This window comes from Bacteroidota bacterium (genome assembly GCA_026391695.1).
In the GTDB taxonomy this organism is placed as follows: Bacteria; Bacteroidota; Bacteroidia; order Bacteroidales; family JAGONC01; genus JAPLDP01.
Map to the genome: position 1 here is coordinate 1 of JAPLDP010000036.1, position 23,958 is coordinate 23,958.

Consider the following 23,958-nt stretch of genomic DNA (forward strand, 5'->3'; position numbering starts at 1 on the left):
CGGTTAGTACAGCTAAAATTTGCCTTGACATGAGGGGAGGTCTACTTTTGAAAAAACAAAAAATGAACAAATTATATCTGATTTTCTGACTGTTACATAAGGGTCAATTGAAAATCAGAATTTAGTCGGACAATAGTGATAGTTTTTGAAAGACATAGAAATGAAACTTTCAATAGCCAATCTGTACGAATCCATACCAAATCCGGCTATAATCCCCACAGCATAAGGTCCGATGAGTGATTTATGCCTGAAATCCTCCCTGGCAAAAATGTTCGACAGATGAACTTCTACAACGGGAGCCGTCACTGCCCTTACTGCATCAGCAATAGCGACTGAAGTATGCGTATACCCTCCGGCATTCAGAATAATTCCATCACATGAAAAACCTGCCTCATGAAGTTTATTGATGATCTCTCCTTCTATGTTGCTCTGGTAATAATCAATAATCAGGTCAGAATATTCCTTTCTAAGGTTTTGAAGATAATCTTCAAGGGATTCACTGCCATATATCTGTTTCTCTCTCACGCCTGTGAGGTTAAGATTGGGACCGTCAATGATGCAGATTTTCATTTTTAACTACTTGATCGACAAAAATACAAAATCTATCACAGTTTGCAATATCCTGAATATTAAGCTAATTATAAATAACCGACAAGATCTAGACAGAAGTGCATGAAAATTCTTCCTAACTTCAACCGATTATTCAAGTAAACATGAATACCAGTAACTCTGTACTGCTGACCGATGTCTTTAAAACGGCTGCGGCTGACTATGTTTCATGGCTGGAGAAAAAATATCCCCAGAAAACCATCCTCAAACTCGTCGGTGACCGCTATGCACTCAGCAGTATCCAACGGAGCGTACTTTATAGGGGGATCACAACAAAAGGAAATAGTGCCAAAAGAAAATCCCGTCTGATTCATGAGCACGATATAGTAAAAAAAGTGCTTCATATCGATGCCTTTAATGTCCTTATCACAATTGTCAGCTACATTAATGGTCAAACAGTTTTCATCAGTACTGATGGTTTACTGCGTGATTGCACCGAAGCTCACGGCAAATCCGTCAAACCTGAAATCCTTGATAAAGTGCTGGATTTGATCATGCAATATATTGCATCCATACCTGTCGCAGAAGCAATTTTCTATGTTGATGAACCTGTAAATCAAAGTGCAGATATCTTTAATAGAATTGAGACGATGGTACAAAATCATTCTATCTCAGGTAAGGCTCTGTTACTCAAATCCCCGGATATTTTGATTAAAAACCTGAATCATGGTATCTGTGCATCCTCCGATTCAGTGATTATCGACAAATCCGCCATTCCAATATTTGATCTCCCCTATCATTGCATTTCTCATCATTATAATCCAAAATTTATTGACCTCAGTGTTCTTTTCATATCATAATTTGATTAAATTTGTACAGCTATTTTCCTAGAATGGGGGTGCCCTGCAACACGGGCTGAGAACATACTCATTGAACCTGATCCGGGTAATGCCGGCGAAGGGAAGTAGATTAACACGGCGGTGTCAGAGGCTGCCGGATCCTGATTAATCGAATATAATTGTCAGACCATGAAAAAGATTGCCTATCTATTGAGGGTATTGGCTTTTGCTCCATTAGCCTGCTATGCCCAATTTGGAATTTCCGGGATTGTAACGGATAATGCAACAGGTGAAAGCCTATCAGGTGCGCATTTAATCCTGAAGGAAACATTTAAAAACACTGTCTCTGATCCGACAGGGCATTACCGGTTCACCGATTTGAAAAAGGGAAGTTATGTGTTAATTGTTTCCTATGTAGGCTACCTTACATTGGAACAAAAATTAGATTTACAGAACACGCTCACAGTGAATATAGCGCTAGAGTCAAGCCCAATCATGGAGGATGTCGTTATCATCCAATCAACCCGCGCCAATGTGAAGTCGCCTGACACCTATACCAACATCTCAAAAAAAGCTATTAATGAAATTAACCTGGGTAGGGATTTACCCTACATATTGAGTTCCACACCTTCGCTGACCATTAATTCAGACGCTGGTAACGGAGTCGGATATACCAGCATGCAAATACGCGGTACCGACATGACCAGGATAAATGTCACAATTAACGGTATACCATTAAATGATCCTGAATCACAGAATGTGTTCTGGGTTGATTTACCTGAACTGTCATCTTCAATAGATAATATTCAGGTGCAACGCGGGGTTGGTACATCAACAAACGGAGCAGCAGCATTTGGCGCCAGTGTCAACATACAGACGACCACGGTGGAAACTGAACCCTATGCGCGCATTGATGGCACCTTTGGATCATTCAACACGCTTAAAAACAACATAATGGTCGGAACAGGGCTCCTCAAAAATAAATTTACTTTTAATGCCCGGCTTTCAAAAATATCCTCCGATGGTTATATCGACAGGGCTTCATCTGACCTTAAGTCCTATTTTGTCTCTGGCGGTTTCTATGGGAACAAGACCATTTTTAAGATCAACGTGTTTTCAGGCGACGAGAAAACTTACCAGGCATGGGAAGGCATACCTTCTGATATCCTTGACACAAACAGGACGTACAATCCGGCGGGTAAATATATTAATGACAATGGCCAGGTTAGATATTACGACAATCAAACCGACAATTATAAACAGGATCACTTTCAGCTGCTTCTGTCGCAGGAGATTGGGAAATGTTTTCTGGTTAATCTTGCAGCGCATTATACCAAAGGCAAAGGGTATTATGAAAGTTATATGACAGATCAGAAGTTGTTAAAATATGGTGAAGATGTGTTCGTGTCCGATAGTGGTGTCACCAGGTCAGATCTAATACGGCAGAAATGGCTTGACAATGACTTTAGCGGCATGACATTCTCGTTACTTTATGATAACCACAAACGCATAAAATTAACTTTTGGCGGAGCATGGAGTACATATAATGGCGATCATTATGGATTTGTCATCTGGGCAAAAGATGCCCTTATCACAGATAAAGACAGGCCTTACTATAAAAACATAGGCAGGAAGAGTGATGGTAATATCTATCTGAAAGCCGAATATACACTGGCGAAAAAAATCAATCTCTTTGCTGACATGCAGCTTAGAATGATAGATTATTCCATAAAGGGAACACATGATAATTTGGCAAACATTGACCAGCAGCCACACTTTGACTTTTTCAATCCCAAGACCGGTGTATTGTATGAGTTCAGCGACCGGCACAAGGCCTATTTCTCCTTCGGCATAGCCCATCGTGAACCCAACCGCAGAAATTATCTTGATGCCGACCCCGGTCATATCCCTGCTTCTGAAAAGCTGTTCGACTATGAGCTGGGTTATGACCTGTCCCTGTCAAAAGCAAAGTTTGGGATTAACTTATATTATATGAACTACAAAAATCAGCTTGTGTTAACCGGTGAAATAAACAATGTTGGGGATCCTATCATGGTCAATGTTCCGGAAAGCTACCGTATAGGCGCTGAAATCACCGCTGGTGCCAGGATTATGAAGAACCTCGAGTGGGATGCCAATATCACTCTGAGCCGGAATAAGATCCATGACTTCACAGAATACATTGACAATTGGGATAGCGGCATGCAGGACAGCACTTATAACGGCACAACAGATCTCTCATTTTCTCCAGAGATTATTTTTCACAACCTGTTTCGCTATGAACCTGTTAAAAATCTGACACTGACGCTGGAATCCACTTACATAGGAAAACAATATATTGATAATACCTCAAACGACAATCATATCCTGGAACCTTATTTCCTCAATAATTTCAGAATAAACTACAGTATTGTTACTCCGGTAATCAGAAATATAAATATAACACTGATGGCCAATAACATCTTCAATACAGATTATGAAACGAATGCCTGGATATATAAATATAATTATGAAGGGCGTGAACTTTATGTGGATGGGTATTTCCCTCAGGCAGGTATAAACTTCATGGCCGGATTGACGCTTCTGTTTTGACCGGCAATTGCTTTTTCTATAACTTTGTCCCGAAAACAATAAATAATAACACTTTATGCGCATAACATTAAAAACTCTATTATTGTCTTTTGTTCTAATCTGCTTCAGTATTATACATTTTTTTATGCAGGGTTGTAACAGCAACACCGTTGATGGCAAAATCACTATCGCCATCTCAAAGGGTGGTCCGGAGGAGAATTATAAAGCATATGGGGAATGGCTGCAAAAGAATAATCCATCTATTATGTGGATGGATTTATCGCAGATGACATTAGATAAAGCTGTCAGCACCCTTGAAAAATGTTCAGGCCTTTTACTTTCTGGCGGAGGTGATGTGAATCCAGCTAAATATAGCCAACCAGATAAAAGGGCAATCTGTGAAGATATTGATGATAACAGGGATACGTTGGAGCTTGCCCTTATCAAAAAAGCCATGGAGTTAAAAATGCCCATCCTGGCGATATGCCGTGGTCATCAGATTCTTAATGTTTACCAGGGAGGCACACTCGTGCCGGATATATCTTCCTTTCCCGCAATGTCAGTTCAGCACCGCTGTGAGGACAAAATAAAATGCTTTCATAGCATTTCGATCTCCGATGGGTCCATACTCAAAGCCATCACAGGTCAGTCATCTGCAATTGTCAACAGCAGCCATCACCAAGCCGTTGCCATACTGGCTTCGCCTTTCAAAGTAACGGCACTATCGACGGACGGTATGATGGAAGCTTTTGAGTGGAAAGATACTCTTGACAGATCGCCGCTACTCTCTGTTCAATGGCATCCTGAACGTTTGCCGGATTCGCTGGACATCATGTCACGACCTATCGCCCAGTTCTTTCTTAGCAAAGCAATCAGTTACTCTCAACAGCAAAAATGACAGCAGCCTATGTATAAACCCATACACCTAATCGGAAATATATACTGGGTGGGCGTCAATGACAGGCGTATACACCTTTTTGAAAATATCTGGCCTGTTGAAAAGGGAGTTTCATATAACGCCTATATCATCAGAGATAAAAAAACGGCTTTGATTGATACTGTTGAAGAAGGAAAAGCCAATGAGCTTTTGGACAAGGCCGCAATGATTCTGGGTGAGAAAGAGAGCCCGGACTATCTGGTCATCAACCACCTGGAGCCTGACCATTCAGGAGCTATCAGGGCTGTTGTCAGCAGATATCCTGACATCAGGATCGTCGGCAATAAGACGACTTTCAAGATATTGAACCAGTATTATGGGATAAATGATCATCTCATCGCTATCGAAAACAATCCTGTTCTCGATCTCGGCGAATACCGGCTCACATTCATGCTCACACCTATGCTTCATTGGCCTGAAACGATGATGACCTATGATGAAAAAGACAGGATATTGTTCTCAGGCGATGCATTCGGAAGTTTTGGAACACTGGATGGCGGCATTACCGATGAAGAGCTGAACATGGCCTTTTATGAAGATGAGATACGACGCTATTATTCGAATATCGTAGGCAAATACTGGAATCCGGTACAGCGCGCTTTGTCATCCCTGGAGGGAAAGGAGATCAGAATCATCGCTCCTACTCACGGGCCTGTTTGGCGCAAGGATGTCAGCAGGATTGTTGCCATGTATGAAAAATGGAGCCGCTTTGAATCGGATAAAGGAGTCGTTATCGTCTTCGGATCGATGTATGGCCATACCGAAAAAATGGCCGATACTATTGCCCGTGCACTTTGTGAAGAGGGCATCAGGGATATCCGGGTCTACGACTCATCCAAAACCCATGCATCCTATATCCTGAGTGACATTTTCCGTTACAAAGGTGTTATTCTTGGCAGCAGCGCTTATAATAGCGTCATCTTCCCGCCTATGGAGGGTCTGCTAAGCAAGATATTGAATACCGGCATAAAAAACCGGCTGCTGGGTATCTTTGGTTCAGCCACATGGGGTGGCGGCGGAGTGAAAGCCATTGAAGAGTTTGCCAAAAAAATCCAATGGGAGGTCATAGCCCCATCTGTGCAGGCTAAAGGTTCTCCCGATTTTTCCGATCTTGAAAAATGCGAGGTCATCGGAAGAAGCATGGCTATGAAGCTCTGTTGTTAATCTGGAGAAGCTAAGTCACTTTTAAGGCCTCAATATTCCTGATACCGTAGAAAATCCTTTAAGCCTTCGTCAGCTCTTCGATCACAGATCTATGTTGTGGATAAGATAGGATGAGTTCCTTACGCACTCCCAATTCAAAATCCTTGAAGTCAAATCCCGGGGAAACAGTGCATCCGGTTAGGGTATATGTCCCTTCGCCTATGACCTTTGCTCCCAGCCATGTCTCAGCAGGAACCACCACCTGCAGACTCTCGTCATTATCAGGGTCATGGCCAAGTACGACAGATGAATACTTACCCTCTTTATCGATCAAATGGAGATGTAACGGAGCGCCCTCATAAAAATGCCATATCTCCTCCGATTTAATGCGGTGGAACAGTGAAATGTCGCCACTTTCGAGTAAAAAGTAGATGGCTGTTGAAAAACGGCGGCTGCCGCGAAACCTTTTAGGTAAAACTGAGGCAGGTAACACCTCTGCCGACCGGTATGTTTCTTTGTAATACCCTCCTTCAGGATGGGGCATCATCTTTAACTTTTGTTTCCAGTACGCTGCGTCTTTCATAGCTGCCGGTTATTTCCCCCGGTTCTTATTTCTTATCCGATCCGATTGCTTTTCGTTGATGATATATATGAGCCTCACCGTCCAGAAGTTGTTGTACTGGTAGCGTGTCCAGGGATCGTTGCCTGGTGGATGAAACTCCCTTGTGCGAATGGGCACTAAAGAATAGGTATACCTCACATTGCCCTTGAGCCTTTTCCAGATGCGGAATCTGACATCTGCCATGGCATCGAAGTCATTCAGGCTATAAGGGCCATTCAAAAGCGTCGTTGTCGTCACCCGGTTGCCATGTTCATATTCCTCCACACCTATCAGCCGGCCCCAAGACAGACCAAGGCCAAAACTAATAATGCCTTTATCATTATAATGAAACAATATGGGCCCTTCAAGGTACTGGAGTTTCAGCTTGTATTCCCCACTCAGCGAATCATTAAACTGTGGTTTTTGGTAAGAGCCCTTTTGGCTGAAGATAGTTTCTATCGTTAACTCAAACCGTTCGCTGAATGGCCATATAACAGCTGCGCCGGCATTTAAACCAGCCTTATGAAATCCATACACCTCATCGCCATCCACCTGCGACAGGTTGAAGCCACCGATGAAAGCTGCCTTGAAGACCTGGGCAGTAGAATAGTCGGCAGTCGGCAGTAGGCAGTAGGCGGTAAGAATATAAAATAAGATTATTTGCCTGAATCGCATTTGAAGCTGTTATTGATTAATTATACTCAAATCTAACGTTCTGTACTTTGTATTATTTTGCATACCGTTTCTGCTCCAAACCTTTCATCGTCAGTTGTATCCGGCCTCTTTCCTTATCCACTTCCAGTACTTTAACGTTTACTTTCTGATGCAGTTTTACAACCTGGCCGGGATCTTTGACATAATGATCGGAAAGCTGGCTGATGTGTACAAGTCCCGCCTGATGGATGCCGATATCCACGAAAATGCCAAATGCTGTTATATTAGTGACAATGCCTGGTAAAACCTGCCCTGATATCAGATCTTCAATGGTATGGATGTTTTTATCAAATTCAAACATCTCAAATTTCTTCCTTGGATCCCGTCCCGGCTTGGCCAGTTCATCCATTATATCATGAAGGGTAGGTAAGCCGGTTGTTTCAGTTATAAACTGCTCTATATCAATGCGTGTTCTGAGTTCGGAATTTTTCATCAGCTCTTCGACAGTGGCATTGACACTTCCGGCCATACGTTGGACGATATCATAGCTTTCAGGATGGACAGCGCTGCGGTCGAGGGGATTGATGGCATCGTGTATCCGGAGGAATCCTGCAGCCTGCTCGAAGGCCTTGTCGCCGAAACGTGTTACCTTCTTCAACTCTTCACGTGAATGAAAATCACCGTGTTGTTTCCGGTGTTCAACGATGTTTTTGGCGAGTGAGGGGCCAACACCGGAGACATAAGTCAGAATTTCCTTACTGGCTGTATTCACCTCCACTCCTACCTGGTTCACACAACTCACCACGGTATCTTCGAGGCTTTGCTGGAGGGCAGGTTGATTGACATCATGCTGGTATTGCCCCACACCTATCGATTGAGGATCGATTTTGACTAACTCTGCGAGTGGATCCATGAGCCTGCGACCAATTGATACCGCACCACGGACCGTTACATCGTAATCGGGAAATTCCTCCCTGGCGATATCGGAAGCCGAATAAACCGACGCTCCGCTTTCGTCCACCATCACGGCAATGAGATCTTTCGAAAACCGTATCTGCTTGATAAAATCCTCAGTTTCACGCCCTGCCGTTCCATTGCCAACAGCTATGGCTTCGATATCATAGGCATTGACGAGTGTCTCTATTTTGCCCATAGCCCTTCTGGTTTCAAGCACAGGAGGATGAGGATAGATGGTCTCATTATGCACGAGGTTACCCTGATTATCCAGGCATACCACTTTGCATCCGGTTTTAAAGCCCGGATCGATGGCGAGAATATTTTTCCGGCCAAGTGGCGGAGCCATTAAAAGCTGCCGTAGGTTGTCGGCAAACACGCTAATGGCTTTTTCATCAGCCCTGTCCTTGGCCCAATTACGCATTTCAGTCTCAAGCGAGGGCTGCAGCAGCCTTTTATAACTATCTCTCAGCGCCTGATTGACCCACAGTGATGAAGGATTGTTATTTTTTACAAATATCCCTTCCAGGATCGAAATAGCCATATCTTCGGGAGGATAAATGGAAACGGAAAGGAATTTTTCATTTTCACCCCTTAACATAGCCAAAATACGGTGTGAGGGTGACTTAGCCAGGGCTTCTTCATGTTCAAAATAGGTCTGATATTTCTGCCCTTCGGTTTCCTTACCTTTAATGACTTTACATTTAATCACAGACTGACGGAAAAATAACTGCCGGAGTTCCTCACGTGTTCTTTTATGTTCATTGACCCATTCGGCGATGATATCCAGAGCGCCGTTGATGGCATCATCAACAGCAGGAACATCCTTTTCGGCATCCACAAAAGCCAAGGCTCTGACATCAATGTCGGCATAAATCTGGGCCATGATCATTTTCGCTAGTGGCTCCAGTCCGCGGGCTTTGGCGATAGTGCCGCGTGTCTTTCGCTTTGGTTTATAGGGAAGATAAATATCTTCAAGTTCGGACATGGTAGAGGCATCCTGAATTTGCTTTTCCAGCTCTTCGGTCAGATTTCCCTGCTCCCTGATCGTATGGATGACGGTTTCGCGCCGTTTTTCCAATTCCTTTAGCTGATGAAGCCTGTCCCTTATTTTTATGATCATCACCTCATCAAGGCTTCCTGTCATCTCCTTCCGGTAACGGGCAATGAATGGAACTGTGGCTCCTTCGTCGAGCAGCCTCACGGTGTTCACCACCTGTGAAGCTTTTAGATTCATCTCAAGCGCAATGATATGTGCAAAGTTTTCTTTCATGGGATGCCGCTATGTCACGGAAATCATATATGAATGGCTCCCCGTGATCAACAATGAAACACAAAGAGCCACAAATCTGTCTGATCCCGGCAGGTTAATTCAAATACATTATAAAACTCTATTGTTTAATCAGTTTACCGATATAAAGACATTCTTTGCTGACAAATTTTATCAGGTATACACCTTTGGAAAAACCCGATAAATCGACTTGAATAATATATTTTTCTCCGTTCACATACTTTTTGTCACATGTTATCTGTCTCCAGACGACATCTCCCTGAATATCGCTTACTTCCATTTCAAATATGTCTGACAATCCGGTGACTTCAACGACAAATACCCCGGTGGTTGGATTAGGATAAATGCTGATGAATACATATTCTTCAGGCCCCGTAATACCGGTACATTCCGAAAATGCAAAAAGGATAGTGATAGTGTCGGTATTAGTACAACCTGTGGTTGTATTTGTGACTGTGACCCACCGTGTCTGTATATCAAAACCGATACCGGTGGTACTCACTTGCAGCGTAGGTCCCCACGACTGGTCTGACCATACATACTGACACCCTGGATTACCTGCATCGAGTATGACGGTATCATAAACACAGACTGCAATCGTATCTTCACCAATAATTGTTGAACCTTGTGGTACAAGATTAATAGCAGGTAAAGGATTTACAGTGACCGTGACAGTATTGCTGCTCTGGTTATAGCCGTCAGAAACTTCAATGGTGTAAACGGCAGTTATTTCAGGGCTAACATATACATTGATGTTGTGAGAGAAAACCGTGCCGTTATTATCTTTCCATGTATATTGATATAGTTCAGCACCGCCGAATGCAAGGGCATGCAGCATTGTTTCACCACCCTGACAAATAGCCTCTGGCTCAACATAGGCATTCACTCCCAGCGGACCCCCGACGACATTGATAGTGATCTGGTCCTCATCCCAGCATCCATATTGATCTGTTGCTCTCAATGTAAATATCTTTGATTCTGTCATATTGATGGTCTGGGGATTTTGTATCAAAGGATTAACAAGCATATCAGCTGGTTCCCAGTTCCAGAGATAGAATCCCGATCCACCGGTGGCAAATCCGCTCAATACGGTCCACGTGCCATAGGGAATCGTTTTATCCTCACCGGCACCGGCAGAAGGCAAAGCATGCACAGTGACGTCGACGCTGCCATTGACCGTGACATTGCCATCATTAACGGCGAGGTTATACGTTGTGGATTGTGTGGGATAGACCACAGGATTTAAAATGCTGGCATTAAATCCTGATGGATTGGATGTCCATTGATAAGTATAGTTTTCCGTACCTCCGGCAACAACGCCGATTAACTGAACTGCGGCTCCGGTATTGCACATCTCATCGGGGCTGGCATTCACACTGACGATCTGGAGTGGGCCACCGTAGACTGTAACAGTAACTGAAGCATCGTTGACACACCCTGTGCCCTGATCGGTCACTGTTGCAGTGAAGAGCACAGTATATTCCAGGTGTTGTGTTTCCGGATCAGGGGAAGAAGGATCTAAAACAAAATTGGCAGGAGTCCACTGGTATGTATAGGGACCAATTCCACCACCTGCCAGTGCATGCAATACTGTCCAGGATCCATAAGGTATGCTGGTCTGATCGGCAGAGGCTTGAACAGCAGGAAGTATTTTCACAGTGACAGTCACACTGCCCTGAGAGGTGTTATAACCGTCATTGACTGTCACGGTATATTGTGTGGTCACTAAAGGAATGATCATCGGATCAGGATCTGCAGAGGTGAATCCGGGTGGAACAGAAGCCCAGGAATAGGTATAATTGCCGGAGCCACCCGAAGCCAGGGCATGCAGCTGAGTCCCTTCCCCTTCACAAATCGCCTCTTCCCCAGCAGTCACAATAATACCGAGCGGGCCTCCGGTCACCGTCACCTTCACATCATCAATATCCATACATACGTTGCCATCAGTAACTTTAAATGTAAATATGGTGGTGCTTGTCAAATTTACAGTAGTGGGATTGGCAAGTGTAGGATCAATTAACAGAGATGGAGGTTCCCAGAGATAAGTATAGGTGCCTGTACCTCCTGTTGCAGTACCGTTTAGGGTGGTATAGATACCATAAGGTATTGAGAAATCAGCACCAGCGTTAGCAATGGGAACAGGGAAAATGTCTACTTCTACAGTGCCTGACATAGTATCGGAACATATTTCAGTATAGCCATAAATACCATACCAGCCGGGTATTTTCACACCGGTGAAGCTGATCGGACTGCCTGTTCCCTGGATGATTGTTCCGGCGGCAGTCCCGTTTATTAAAAGCTCATATGTAACGCCGACTTCTGATGCGCTCAGGTCAACTGACACGCCAGCCTGATCTTCACAATAATATCCGCCGCCTGTCACTGAGTAAACTTCGGGAACGATAGCAACAGAAACTTCGACAGAGCCGATCATATTTGAATTACCACAATTACCGCTGGCAGTAGCAGTATAAATGCCAGGCAGATCCTGAGGTCCAAAATTAATACCTCCTATTCCCGTTCCAACGACAACCTGGCCTGTGGGCAAGCCATTCAGGATCAATTCATAATTAACATAAGCTTCGGATGTGTTCGTATCGAGATATACTTCCGGCCCGGTAGTACCTTCACAGTACATTCCTCCCCCACCGACCGGATACTGGACAGGTGTTCCTCTGACGGTCACCAGCCTGTTGATGCTGTTAGAACATCCACCCGCATCGGTATAGGTATAGGTTATCGGGAAAGGTCCTCCCACACCGGCTTCTGCGGGATTAAAAACAGCCGAATTATTACCCAGGTCAGTGATGCCTGGGCCGGAAAAGGTACTGTTCCCTGTTTCAGGGTAATAGTCACCAAATAATGTATCAGGCTCTTCATTGACACACCAGAAAGGATATAATCCGCTAAAGTCAACAGGAGGCAGTCCCGGAATCAAGGTAAATTCATACTCTATGGATTGTGCATTATTATCACACAAGTCAGAAATCAATCCGATGATTTTAAGCTTATAATCACCGCCATCAATAATGGGAGGATTAAATACCAGGGTATATTTCTTCTCCTGTGTGCCACCAAGTTCACATGCTTCACCAACCACGTCGGTTATGGTATATTGAATGCTGCCTGATGCATTTGTAAACTGAAAATCTGAAGGTTGGACAGTACTGCACTTCACATTTTCCGAAAACTCAAAAAACAATATAGTTACACCTGCACAGCCTATCGTTTCCTGAAAAGCAGAAACATAAGGATTGATATTGTCAAAAATGGATGCTGTGGAAGGAGTGAAATCAAGGGTATAGCCATTCTGTGTCTGACTCCAGTTACTGACACATAAGACATAAGTCTCACCCGTGTTAACTGGAATATCAATATTCCAGGGATTAGTTACGCCGCCGTTCTGGCAATTGGTGGTACCACCCAAGGCGGTGCTGGCACCTGTAGGCCCATTATAGCCATAGTTGCCATAAGCATTGCAGCTAACCTGCATCTGGACAGCGTTGTTGTATATCTCGCTGCATTCAAAGCCGTTTAAGGAAAAAACGGCCCAATCATAGTCGTCGTTCGGATCATTGGGCGTAATCTTGAAACGTACAAGGCCGGAGTTCTGAACGGTAATGATATACCATACATCATTTTTCTCTCCATCCATACAGCTATATGGACACTGCTGGTCAGGATTTATTTCGTTAGGGTAATTACCTGAACCGATATAGGATTGTTCATTGTAATAAATTTCAGTACAAACCGGTATGGCACCGAGGCAGTCCTGCACTGTCGGAACCTGTCCCGGCACAGAATAAAAAACTAACATAGAGAATAGTAAAAGGCAGAGTCTTCTTAAATTCCACATAAATTACATTGGTAGTCCGTCATTTTTTTATCTTTCATAGTATTCGCCGGATTATCTCAAACCTTGCACTATACTCCTGGTTCATGAACTGTAAAGCTCATCGTAACAGGGTTAAAGGTCCCTTCAGCACCACATTATCAAATACGCCAAAGTCAAGTTCAACCTTATAGGTGATCTTATAAATATAAACACCAGAGGGTAATAATGTGTTATTAAGAGTGCCATCCCATCCCTCATCAATTTCATGACTTTCAAATAGAAGCTGTCCCCATCGATTATAAACCATCATATGAAAATCATTTATACCGCCCTCTTTTAGACAGATAGCCATAAATTCTTCATTTAACCCATCTCCGTTAGGTGTGAAGGCATTGGGGACAAAAATCACCGAGGGGATGATGACAATAGTGTCAATATTATAACAGCATAGGGTATCCACAACCATCAGGTAATATGTACCTGTATCGGCAGCGATAAACTGCTGATTAGTTCCGGCTGGGTTTTGCATACTTTGGTAATACCAGAAATATTTATCATAACCGGCACCTCCCTGAAGGGTGAACTTTGCACCAGGATATAAAAAGACTGTATCCGGGTTCAAATAATCGATATCAGGCAAAGGATTAATGACAACCTTTTCGCTGCTTTGAAACGACTTACCTTTATAGAATTCGCTTAGCAAAACATTATATGGTCCGGGATTGCTGAAAACATGTCCGGGTGAGGAAAGAGAAGATGTATTACTACTTCCGGAACCCAGATCATCAAAATTCCAGAGCTGAGACTCTATATTGGAGTCATTGGTAACTGTAAGTATGGTGGTATCACCAAAACACTTGTTTTTATATGTAAAAGCCGGTATATCCAGGTAGCTCTGCATAAAATTGGGAAGGCATATATAACCGCTTCTTCCCCCTAATCCTTGACCATTCTCAATAATATTGCACCAATTGCCAATTCTATCAGGATTTTGGATCACACTCAGATAAGACAAATTCGTTCTGGCAACATAAATTTTACCATCTTTTCCTAACTGTAAAGCTCCAAAAGCACTATCATAATGAGAAGCAATAATTTGATAAGGATTTTGAAAAATATCAGTGTTGTTTAAATCCAGTTGATACACCCGGCTTGAATCAATAAGAGTCTGCGAAAAGTCGAGCGTACTGACATATAGTTTAGAATTATCAGGTGAGAATTCAATACCAAAAGCATTTTTAAAAGTTTCAGGTGATGATTTACAGTTACTAAGTACGCCTGTTTCATTATTAAAATCAAAAATCTCGACTGAGTTAAGACCAGTAATTGCAACCGCAATCTTACTACCATCTGGTGATGACTTCATATAGCCGGTGGAAATATTTGGTATAGGAAAACCAAGTGATCCTTCATAACTTTTTCCGATTGGATTTGTAATAAAATTCGTATCCACCCCATCCCGTGTCACCAAAAAAACATAAAAACAATTAGCCCATTCTCCATTAAGAGAGACATCATAGCCATGTGTAATAACCCAAACATCCCGTTCATTCTTATGCCTGACAGCCGTTAGTTTTTCAGCAACATCTTCATGCAAAAGAATATTATAATTTTTGACATCACCATAGGGTGGATTAAAATTTAAATCAATTTCAGAATATCTGAATCCGTAAGAAACAGTATGAAAATATGGGTCATAAGGGAAATCGACTGTAAATAGATAATAAATATTCTTAATTTCAGGATTTTGTATAAATATTGAAGATTGTGTACAACTGGGATCTCCAAAAAGGTCATTACCATGAGGCAGAAGTTCAAAATTACTTCCCCATACCTGTTGACCATTAGATACAAATTTAAAGTTGCCCAGTTCATCAGAAATAACTGAACTGCTTCTACCACCTATTTTTTCAATAGGATTATAATACAACACTGTGTTTGCATTATCATAACTCACAGAATTGGTAAAAACCAATCCTGCAAAACTTGAAAAATACCAATAATTGGCTTCTTCAGGTGGGATATATTCACATTCATCAGAAAAGCTCTGAGCATATGAAAAGATGACAAGCAAAAGGCCGGAAAAAATTAAAACTATCCGCATTATCAGGTTCTTTTAATTGAAATGAACAACTTGTTAAAGATATGATATTTTACTCGAGTATTATCTTTTTCAAATATACGACATTGTCGCTGATAAGTTTAAACATGTATATCCCTTTATGGAAAAATGAAAGATCAAGTTGCCCAGTATAGCCGTCAGCACCATTGGACCTGATGTTTTTCCTCAGGATGATCTGCCCGTGCATATCGAATATCTCCATTTCAGCGGTGGATGTCAGTCCCTTTATAATTACATGTATTTGGTCATGTGTTGGATTTGGAAAAATCTTTATATCAATACTATGATCAGTTGTCGGAATTCCGGTACATTCGGAGAAACTAAATAACACCGTCAGGGAATCGGAAGCATGACACCCGGTTTCCGGATTTGACACTATTACCCAGTAGGTCTGAATGACAAGTCCAATACCGGTTGTTCTGACCTGCAATGTTTGTCCCCATGACAGATCAGACCATTCATACTGGAATCCGGGATTACCGGCATCCAGAATAAGCGTATCATATACACATACGGCAATAGTATCTTCGCCAATTATTGTTGAACCTTGCGGTATAAGATTTATTGCAGGTAAAGGATTTACAGTGACAGTGACCGTATTGCTGCTCTCGTTATAGCCGTCAGAAACTTCAATGGTGTAAACAGTAGTTGTATCAGGATTGACATACATGCTGACATTATTAGAGATAACTGAGCCGGTATTATCTTTCCAGGTATATTGATAAGTTTCGGCACCGCCGAATGCCAGAGCCTGTAACATGGTTTCGACTCCCTGGCATATTTCCGGGGATTCAGCATAGGCATTCACTCCAAGAGGGCCTCCGACGACATTGATAGTGATCTGGTCCTCATCCCAGCAACCGTATTGATCTGTCGCTTTCAGCGTAAATATAGTTGATTCCGTCATATTGATGGTCTGGGGATTTTGGATAAAGGAATTAACAAGCATATCAACAGGTTCCCAATTCCAGAAATAGAATCCCGATCCTCCTGTTGCATATCCGCTTAGTACGGTCCATGTACCATAAGGAATTGTTTTATCCTCACCGGCACTGGCAGAAGGCAAAGCATGCACAGTGACGTCGACGCTGCCATTGACCGTGACATTACCATCATTAACCGCCAGGGTATACGTCGTGGATTGTGTGGGGTAGGCCACAGTATTCAAGATGCTGGCATTAAATCCTGGCGGATTGGATGTCCACTGATACGTATAGTTTTCCGTACCTCCGGCTACAACGCCGCTTAACTGAACCGCTCCTCCGGTATTACACATGGCATCAGGATCAGCTGTGACACTGACAATCTGAAGAGGGCCGCCATATACTTCCACGGTCACAGATGCTTCATCATGGCAGCCGGTTGACTGATCAGTAACAAGTACCGTAAACACGACAGTATATTCGAGATGCACAGTCTCCGGATCAGCAGAAGAAGAGTTTACAACCTTATCTGCCGGCGACCACTGATAAGAAAATGGTCCTATCCCGCCTGTGGTAACTGCATGAAGTGTTGTCCATGATCCATAAGGAATGCTTATGAGGTCAGCACTGGCCTGGGCCCCAGGTAAAGGCTTGACAGTTAAGGAAGTACTGCCTTGTGACGAATTATATCCATCATTGACAGTAACAGTATACAGAGTGTTCATAGCAGGTGTTACAACAGGATTTGCATCGGTGGATGTGAATCCCGGCGGATTTGATACCCATGAATAGGTATAGACACCGGCACCTCCCGATGCCAGGGCATGGAGTTGTGTGCTCTCCCCAAGACATAGCTGGTCATTATCGGCAGATACATTTACTCCCAATGGTCCGCCGACTACCGTGACGATAATGTCATCAGTATCTTCACAACCATTGATATCTGTGACTTTAAGGGTAAAAATGGTAGTTATATCCAGGTTAATAGTCTGAGGATCTTCAATATCCGGATTGACAAGCAAATTGGCAGGCTCCCAGTGCCAAGTATAACCACTGGTACCTCCGGTGGCAGAACCATCAAGTGTGGTCCATGTTCCATAGGGTATCGATTTATCCGGGCCTGCGTTAGCAACAGGCACAGGATTAATTCCGATTTCCCCGGCACCTGCCATGGTATCGGAGCATATCGTATTAAAAGCAAGAACGGTGTACCAGCCCGGCATAGTCACCCCATTAAAACTCACGGGATCACCTGTTCCCTCTAAATCTATACCTGTCGGTAACGAGTTCAACAGCAGTTCGTACGTCACACCTGCTTCTGAATCGTTCAGGGTGATAGAAGTGCCGTTAACATTCTCACAATAATAACCTCCGCCGCTTACATTGAATACCTGTGGTACAATAGCAATGTCTATTTCTGCCGAACCCAGCATGTCGTTATTTCCGCAATTCCCTGACGCTTTCACAGTATATACTCCTGCTTCGGTCTGTAGTCCGAAATTTATTCCTCCGATGCCTGTACCCATAACAATCTGGCCCGTTGAGGAACCATTGTGGTACAATTCATAACCTACAAAAGCTTCAGATTGATCTTCAACAAGGTATATTTCAGGACCGGTACTACCTTCACAATAGGATCCGCCCCCTCCGACAGTATATTGAATGGGAAGACTCTGTACTGTGACAAGTCTGCTGATCGAATTACTGCAACCGCCGGCATCGGTATATTCGTATGTGACCGAATAAGGCCCACCCGGACCGGTAGCACCCGGATTAAAAACTGCAGAATTATTGCCAAGGTCCGTTATCCCGGGACCAGTAAAAGAACTATTTCCCGTTTCAGGATAATGGTTGCCATAAATGGTATCGGGCTGCTCATTTTCACACCAGAATGGATGCAGGCCATCAAAATCAACAACAGGAAGTCCCGACTGCAGTTCAAAAGTCACAGGGGAGGATAGAGCATTGTTCTCGCATAAATCGGTAATCACACCAATAACCGTAATAATATACTGACCGCTGTTAAAGATGGGGGGAGTGACTGTAAGGGTATAGGCTTTTTCCTGTTCCCCGCCAACTTCACACCCTTCGCCGGTGACATCGGTCACAGTGAAGACTTCACCGGAAGGTCCTGTCAGCGAAAAATCAGCAGGCTGAACAGTGGTACACACCACATTTTCGGAAAACTCAATATATAACTCCGTATCACCGGCACAACCTATGGTCTGTTGTTCATAATTAATATAAGGATGGACGTCATCATATATAGATGCTGTCGAAAGCCCGAAATCAAGGAAATAGCCACTTTGCGATTGAGAAAAGTTGCTGATATTCAGCACATAGATTTCGCCTGGTGAAACGGGAATCAATGCATTAAAGGGAGTACCACCGGCACCCTGGGTTGTATAATTTGAGCCGCCATTAGCTCCTGTTGCACCTGGTGTTCCCGACCAGTTACAACTTACCTCAAGTGATGGATCATAATAAATGTCGGAACATTCTGCATTGGTCAGCTCGAAAACTGTCCAGTCATAGTCGTCGGATAATTGGTTGGGAGTGATCAGGAAACCCAGGTTGCCGCCAGTCTTTACCGTAATGATATACCATACATCATTCAGTTCGCCCCAATCCATGCATGAAGGACCCGGATTAATCTCATTCAGATAGTTGCCTGTACCTGAATATGAAATTTCAGTATAATATGTCGCCTGACAAACGGCGATTGCTCCAAGACAGTCCTGATCAGTGGGTATCTGTGAAAATGTGAAAGAGGATGACAGCACACTAGTTGCCAGAAGAATGATTTTTAACAATAAAATCCTATGAATGATATGCCACATAGATCGGATTTTTACAAAAATAGAAATTTGGGTATACCAAAGGGAGTACGAAGTTAAAAAAAAAATTATATGAGAAATATACCTGCTGGTAATTATCTGAGAAGTGTCACCATTCCCTTTCTGGTGACAGGAATATGGTCGGGATTATGCTTTTCCTCAAAGGTGATGACCCATATATAAACATCGGCAGGGCAAGGCTGCCCGTTAAACATACCATCCCAACCACGGGTGACATCGGTTGTTTGAAAAATAAGTGTTCCCCACCGGCTGAATACCTGCATGTTGAATTTCACGACTTCATCAAGGGTGCCGACCACATTAAAAATGTCATTTATGCCATCATCATCCGGAGTAAAAGCGTTGGGAATAGGAATAAAAGCTAACGGTATGCGAATAAACACCGAGTCGGAAGTGCTGCAGCCATACATGGTCACATCCACCCAGTAGTCGCCAGGTTCGGTTATTGTCAGGACAGAATCCGTATCGCCGGTATTCCACAGGTAACTGTCAAATCCCCATCCGGCGTGAAGCACTATCGGTGTACCTGGATACAGAAAACGGTCGTCACCCAGTTCAAAAACAGGGTAAGGTTTCACCATGAGTGTATATTTGATGGAATCGTAACATCCGGTTAAACGGTAAACACCGGTAATTGTATAGCTGATGGTATCATTTGGTTTAACTATCCATGTCGAATCATTGATCTCCTGTAATCCGGTTTCAGGATGCCAGAAGTATTCATCTGCTCCCTTCATGGTGACGATCACCGAGTCACCATCACATATTTCCAATACAGGTGAAAGAGCCAGGATATCAGGATTCGGGTGAACCGTAATATTCATCACATTTGCGTCACTGCCACAACCTGTAGTGGTCACTTCTTCATCGACCAGAAGCTGCGCTGAGCCGGGATTGATCCAGTGTATAACTATCCGGTTCGAATCGGGTTGGGAAATTATTTCACCAACACCCTTAGGCGTCAGTTGCCATTCATAAACATTTCCGGGATAATAGGGTGTAATATATACTGCTGTATCGGTTTCACAGACAGCCAACTCCCCTGTTATCAAGGGATCAGGCAGCGGATTGATCAGGACATTGAACGATTGCATGGTCGTGCAGCCTATCGGTGTCGATTCAATGACAAATAGATGCGCATTCCCGTCTTTTATCCACTGCACGGTGACCTGGTTAGAGTTGGTATCGGTTATGACTCCAAAATTATTCGGTATATTCCATTCGTAGGTACTACCGGGAGTGTAAGGAGTGGTAAAATAAAGTGCAGAGTCGCCCTCACACACTGCAGCAGTGCCTGAAATAACAGGAAGTGGATTCGAGAATACGGTGACAGCGAAGGTATCGGCAGCCGTGCAGGCATACTGGTCGTTGGTAGTTTCGATGACCGTGATGTTATATGTTCCGGTGTCACCCCAGTTCACTGTGATCGCATTATTATTTTGTATAAAAGATGGCGGGGTAAGACCTATGATGGACCAGTTAAAGAAATTACCAGACGAATCGGCGATATAGACTTCTCCGGTCTGGAACTGGCAAACCTGCGAGTCACCCGAAATATGCGGATCAACACCAGGAACATTCACAGTTATACTATCAACAAATATTTCACTTAAATTGGTGACTCTAACAAAAAATCTTGTAGTTACTATAGGATGTGCATCGACAACAGAATCGTGCAATATAAAAGGGCTAAAAGGATCAGACCACCAATCATAAGTGTATGGCACAGTAATATCACCTCCATACGCAACAACCTGGAGCTTTACACTATCTCCGGAGCATACTGTTGGTTTATCAACGGTAAGATTTGCAAAGAGAAGTGAATTTTGGACAGCAACCACAACTTCATCAGTATCACTCAGGCAACCTAAATCATCTCTTACAGCTAGCTTATAAAGCTGGGTTTTTACTAAAGGAACAGTTGGTGTTATAGGTTGATCAGGAAAATTTACCATCCCCGAAGGTTCCCAATGATAAAACAAAGTTCCTGTTCCTGAAGATCCTGTTCCATCCAAAGTTGTTGAAGAGCCTTGAGGTATTATGACATCATTTCCGGCATTTGCAATAGGAAGAAATTGAACATTTACTGTCACTGTATCCATAAAAGGAACGGTTCCATTTAGTATTGTAACTGCGATGTAATTGGTTGTAGATCCTGGCCAGACGATGATTGTAGAAGTATCAGCAATATGGTAATTTGGATAGGCATACCACCAACTTATCCCACTTAATTTACCGATGATAATTGGATCCCATTCGATCTGCTCAACATTGTAATCAGTATAGGCTGGAAAAATTGGAGTGTACTTCCAACTGTTTCTTATTGCTGTCCATTGTGTTCCATTTCTGCCTGGTATTGCATAGGCCATAGTGCCAAATTTGTTATGAATACCCTGTGTAGCAATTCCAATATTCGAATAAGGTTTAGAAGTTATATGGTTTTCAATTGAATAATCCGATTCATTTAATACAAATTGAAATATACCTAAACTATCATAGGATGTCCCGGAAAGTGGAACATTAAAAAAATCTACAACAAATTTTCTATCTGGTGATGTTCCAACAGTTTCATAACCAACATACGCGCCCTGTGAAGCAGCTGGGATCCAATCCTGCCATGGACCCATAATACAGTTTTTAGGTACATTCGGCTGAGTGCTTGGGATTGGTTGAATATAATAGGGATCAAATGTATCTGCATCTTCAGTATTAAAACCTACCCAACCATTTGCGCCAATCACGACCGAGTCATAATTGAAACCAAAGAATTTAAATGTAAATCCAATTGAAATAGGAACTTTATAAACAGTATCAAAAGAATTGAAATAAATTCGTTGATAATTTGAAGAAGTATCGATAGTCGCCGTTAATGTAACAGATTCACCAAAACAAATAGTCGTATCGTTCCCAACATGTATTTGAGCCAAAGAAATCAGGGAAGTGTACAGAAAAAAAACTAATATGCTAAGTTTTTTCATTCAAAGAGATAAAAATCTGCTTTAACCTACAAAGTTACGTTCATGCTCCATTAAAATCAACTCCATTCTTTCTTTTAAATTAAACAAATTTATGTTCACAACATCATGCTGTATATTGATTATCCTGTAAAATGTACAAAAAAAGGCTGCCACATTATTGCGACAGCCCTATTTATTAACATTTTAACCGATTATTTTTGAACGATCAGCTTCCTGGTTATCACAGCATTTCCACTTTCCATTCTGACCATGTAAATGCCATCGGGCAGTTGACTGACGTCGAGTGTTTTAACCAGCATACCCTGTGTGTACTGTATGGTTTCATCAATCATGTTTTGTCCTACAAGATTCATCACCGCAATTCTAATATTACCTGATCCTCCCTTAGCCAATCGCAGATAAACCCGCCCGGAGCAGGGATTTGGATACATGCTGACCAGGTGATCATTCAGCTCCAGCGGATCAATACCAACCCCCATGACGATAAATGACCATACCTCGCTCCATTCCGATGTATCTCTCTGGTGACAGGCTCTCACACGCCAGTAATAAACTGTAGCGCTGTCAAGTGCAGGTGATGGCAGCGTGAATGTTTGATTGGCCGTTGTACTGGTTGCGGGTAATATATGTGTAATGGGTTCGATAAAATCGGGCGAATGGTTGATCATGATTTCATAGGACTTGATACCTGTCACTGCCTTCCATATGAAAGTAGGATAAATGGGAATGCCTATAGCAGAGTCACCGGGAGAGTTCAGTACAACCTGATTGATGACGGTGAATTTCCAGGTCTCCATCCACTCTGTGGTGTCTTTAGCATGATAGGCCTTAACCCTCCAATAATATTTAACGCCAAAATTGAGGGTGTCGGCATAATTCGTTGCCGTAGTCGTATTATATGTTACTGCATCAGAAAAGCTTGAATTTGTTGCCAGCTGATAGATATAACCAAGAGCACCATCAACGGCAATCCATCTCATCTTTTCATCCGGCATAACGTCAACAGCATTGTTATCGGGTTCTTTCAGTGCAAATACAGAGATGACAGTAAAATTCCAGGCTACTGACCATACGGTGGTATCTTTGCTATGCCCGGCTTGTATCCGCCAGTAATATTTTGTCCCGAAAGAAAGGTCGCTAGTGGTCACCCTGTCAACACCGCTGGCCCATGGCACAACAAACTCGGTCAAGGAAGCACTGTTAAAATCAAGAGTGATATCCATCTGAATTTTATAGAATGTCAGACCGGTAACTGGTTTCCAAATCAACTGAACATTCGCATCCTGTTTAGTAGCATTATTGGAGGGTTTAGAAAGGTCAACGGTTTCGAGCACCGTGAATGACCTGACCTCACTCCATGCCGATGTTCCCGTGTTGTCAATGGCTCTGACTTTCCAGAAATACTGTGTGTTAAATAATAATCCGGATGTGTTGACGCTGGTCAGATCTGTAGAATAGTTCACAGGATTTGTAAATGATGCGTCAAGAGCCACCTGCACCTCGTAATGCAAACCTATAGCACCTGTGACCGCCTCCCAGTCGAGTAACACATCAGGGGCCTGCTTTGTGGCAGCATTAGCCGGTGTTTTCAACGCCGGAGTATAAATGGTCACTCCAGCAAATAGATTGAATGATACCAGCAATAAAATAACGGTAGAGATCCTTTTCATGCCTGTTTATTTAAATAATGTTTAACCAAATAT

At 42.9% G+C, this 23,958-nt stretch carries 13 protein-coding genes and 1 riboswitch; of the genes, 4 read left to right on the top strand and 9 right to left on the bottom strand.

The window, feature by feature from the left end; translation table 11 throughout:
* Positions 1 to 114: 114 nt before the first annotated feature.
* Positions 115 to 570, bottom strand: coding sequence for a 3-dehydroquinate dehydratase (locus NT175_04770; GenBank protein MCX6234027.1), 456 nt, complete (start codon positions 568 to 570; stop codon positions 115 to 117).
* Between the two features lie 143 nt (positions 571 to 713).
* Here NT175_04770 and NT175_04775 point away from each other — a divergent pair, with 143 nt between their 5' ends.
* The 4 genes from NT175_04775 (at position 714) to NT175_04790 (ending at position 6,060) form a co-directional block, all read left to right on the top strand.
* Positions 714 to 1,409 carry a DUF434 domain-containing protein gene (locus NT175_04775; protein MCX6234028.1) on the top strand — a complete coding sequence of 232 codons (696 nt, stop codon included), beginning with the start codon at positions 714 to 716 and terminating at the stop codon, positions 1,407 to 1,409.
* Positions 1,410 to 1,433: 24 nt separating this feature from the next.
* A riboswitch (TPP riboswitch) is annotated at positions 1,434 to 1,529 on the top strand.
* A gap of 48 nt (positions 1,530 to 1,577) precedes the next feature.
* Positions 1,578 to 3,980: a TonB-dependent receptor gene (locus NT175_04780; GenBank protein ID MCX6234029.1), complete on the top strand. Its 2,403-nt coding sequence runs from the start codon at positions 1,578 to 1,580 to the stop codon at positions 3,978 to 3,980.
* Positions 3,981 to 4,104: 124 nt separating this feature from the next.
* A complete protein-coding gene (locus NT175_04785) occupies positions 4,105 to 4,857 on the top strand; it encodes a gamma-glutamyl-gamma-aminobutyrate hydrolase family protein (protein MCX6234030.1) in 753 nt (250 codons plus the stop codon).
* A gap of 9 nt (positions 4,858 to 4,866) precedes the next feature.
* Positions 4,867 to 6,060, top strand: a complete 1,194-nt coding sequence (locus NT175_04790; GenBank protein MCX6234031.1) for an FprA family A-type flavoprotein — start codon at positions 4,867 to 4,869, stop codon at positions 6,058 to 6,060.
* Positions 6,061 to 6,118: 58 nt separating this feature from the next.
* On the opposite strand, the gene NT175_04795 is transcribed toward NT175_04790, so the two are convergent.
* The 8 genes from NT175_04795 to NT175_04830 all read right to left on the bottom strand — a co-directional run bounded on the left by NT175_04795 (position 6,119) and on the right by NT175_04830 (position 23,925).
* On the bottom strand, positions 6,119 to 6,622 hold the full coding sequence (locus NT175_04795; protein MCX6234032.1) for a cupin domain-containing protein: 504 nt from the start codon (positions 6,620 to 6,622) through the stop codon (positions 6,119 to 6,121).
* Between the two features lie 9 nt (positions 6,623 to 6,631).
* Positions 6,632 to 7,315: an outer membrane beta-barrel protein gene (locus NT175_04800; protein MCX6234033.1), complete on the bottom strand. Its 684-nt coding sequence runs from the start codon at positions 7,313 to 7,315 to the stop codon at positions 6,632 to 6,634.
* Between the two features lie 52 nt (positions 7,316 to 7,367).
* The gene (locus tag NT175_04805) at positions 7,368 to 9,521 is read right to left on the bottom strand and encodes a Tex family protein (GenBank protein ID MCX6234034.1); all 2,154 of its coding nucleotides are present in this window, start codon (positions 9,519 to 9,521) and stop codon (positions 7,368 to 7,370) included.
* Between the two features lie 118 nt (positions 9,522 to 9,639).
* On the bottom strand, positions 9,640 to 13,356 hold the full coding sequence (locus NT175_04810) for a T9SS type A sorting domain-containing protein (GenBank protein MCX6234035.1): 3,717 nt from the start codon (positions 13,354 to 13,356) through the stop codon (positions 9,640 to 9,642).
* A gap of 136 nt (positions 13,357 to 13,492) precedes the next feature.
* Complete coding sequence (locus tag NT175_04815) at positions 13,493 to 15,478, bottom strand: gliding motility-associated C-terminal domain-containing protein (GenBank protein MCX6234036.1); 1,986 nt, start codon at positions 15,476 to 15,478, stop codon at positions 13,493 to 13,495.
* A gap of 49 nt (positions 15,479 to 15,527) precedes the next feature.
* Positions 15,528 to 19,259, bottom strand: coding sequence for a T9SS type A sorting domain-containing protein (locus NT175_04820; GenBank protein MCX6234037.1), 3,732 nt, complete (start codon positions 19,257 to 19,259; stop codon positions 15,528 to 15,530).
* Between the two features lie 92 nt (positions 19,260 to 19,351).
* Complete coding sequence (locus tag NT175_04825; protein MCX6234038.1) at positions 19,352 to 22,255, bottom strand: gliding motility-associated C-terminal domain-containing protein; 2,904 nt, start codon at positions 22,253 to 22,255, stop codon at positions 19,352 to 19,354.
* Positions 22,256 to 22,446: 191 nt separating this feature from the next.
* On the bottom strand, positions 22,447 to 23,925 hold the full coding sequence (locus NT175_04830) for a T9SS type A sorting domain-containing protein (GenBank protein ID MCX6234039.1): 1,479 nt from the start codon (positions 23,923 to 23,925) through the stop codon (positions 22,447 to 22,449).
* Positions 23,926 to 23,958: the final 33 nt, after the last annotated feature.

What these genes read in the sequence shown, in the direction of transcription:
- NT175_04770 (MCX6234027.1), bottom strand. Translation starts at nt 570, where the DNA reads ATGAAAATCTGCATCATTGACGGTCCCAATCTTAACCTCACAGGCGTG.
- NT175_04775 (MCX6234028.1), top strand. Translation starts at nt 714, where the DNA reads ATGAATACCAGTAACTCTGTACTGCTGACCGATGTCTTTAAAACGGCT.
- NT175_04780 (MCX6234029.1), top strand. Translation starts at nt 1,578, where the DNA reads ATGAAAAAGATTGCCTATCTATTGAGGGTATTGGCTTTTGCTCCATTA.
- NT175_04785 (MCX6234030.1), top strand. Translation starts at nt 4,105, where the DNA reads ATGCAGGGTTGTAACAGCAACACCGTTGATGGCAAAATCACTATCGCC.
- NT175_04790 (MCX6234031.1), top strand. Translation starts at nt 4,867, where the DNA reads ATGTATAAACCCATACACCTAATCGGAAATATATACTGGGTGGGCGTC.
- NT175_04795 (MCX6234032.1), bottom strand. Translation starts at nt 6,622, where the DNA reads ATGAAAGACGCAGCGTACTGGAAACAAAAGTTAAAGATGATGCCCCAT.
- NT175_04800 (MCX6234033.1), bottom strand. Translation starts at nt 7,315, where the DNA reads ATGCGATTCAGGCAAATAATCTTATTTTATATTCTTACCGCCTACTGC.
- NT175_04805 (MCX6234034.1), bottom strand. Translation starts at nt 9,521, where the DNA reads ATGAAAGAAAACTTTGCACATATCATTGCGCTTGAGATGAATCTAAAA.
- NT175_04810 (MCX6234035.1), bottom strand. Translation starts at nt 13,356, where the DNA reads ATGTTAGTTTTTTATTCTGTGCCGGGACAGGTTCCGACAGTGCAGGAC.
- NT175_04815 (MCX6234036.1), bottom strand. Translation starts at nt 15,478, where the DNA reads ATGCGGATAGTTTTAATTTTTTCCGGCCTTTTGCTTGTCATCTTTTCA.
- NT175_04820 (MCX6234037.1), bottom strand. Translation starts at nt 19,259, where the DNA reads ATGTGGCATATCATTCATAGGATTTTATTGTTAAAAATCATTCTTCTG.
- NT175_04825 (MCX6234038.1), bottom strand. Translation starts at nt 22,255, where the DNA reads ATGAAAAAACTTAGCATATTAGTTTTTTTTCTGTACACTTCCCTGATT.
- NT175_04830 (MCX6234039.1), bottom strand. Translation starts at nt 23,925, where the DNA reads ATGAAAAGGATCTCTACCGTTATTTTATTGCTGGTATCATTCAATCTA.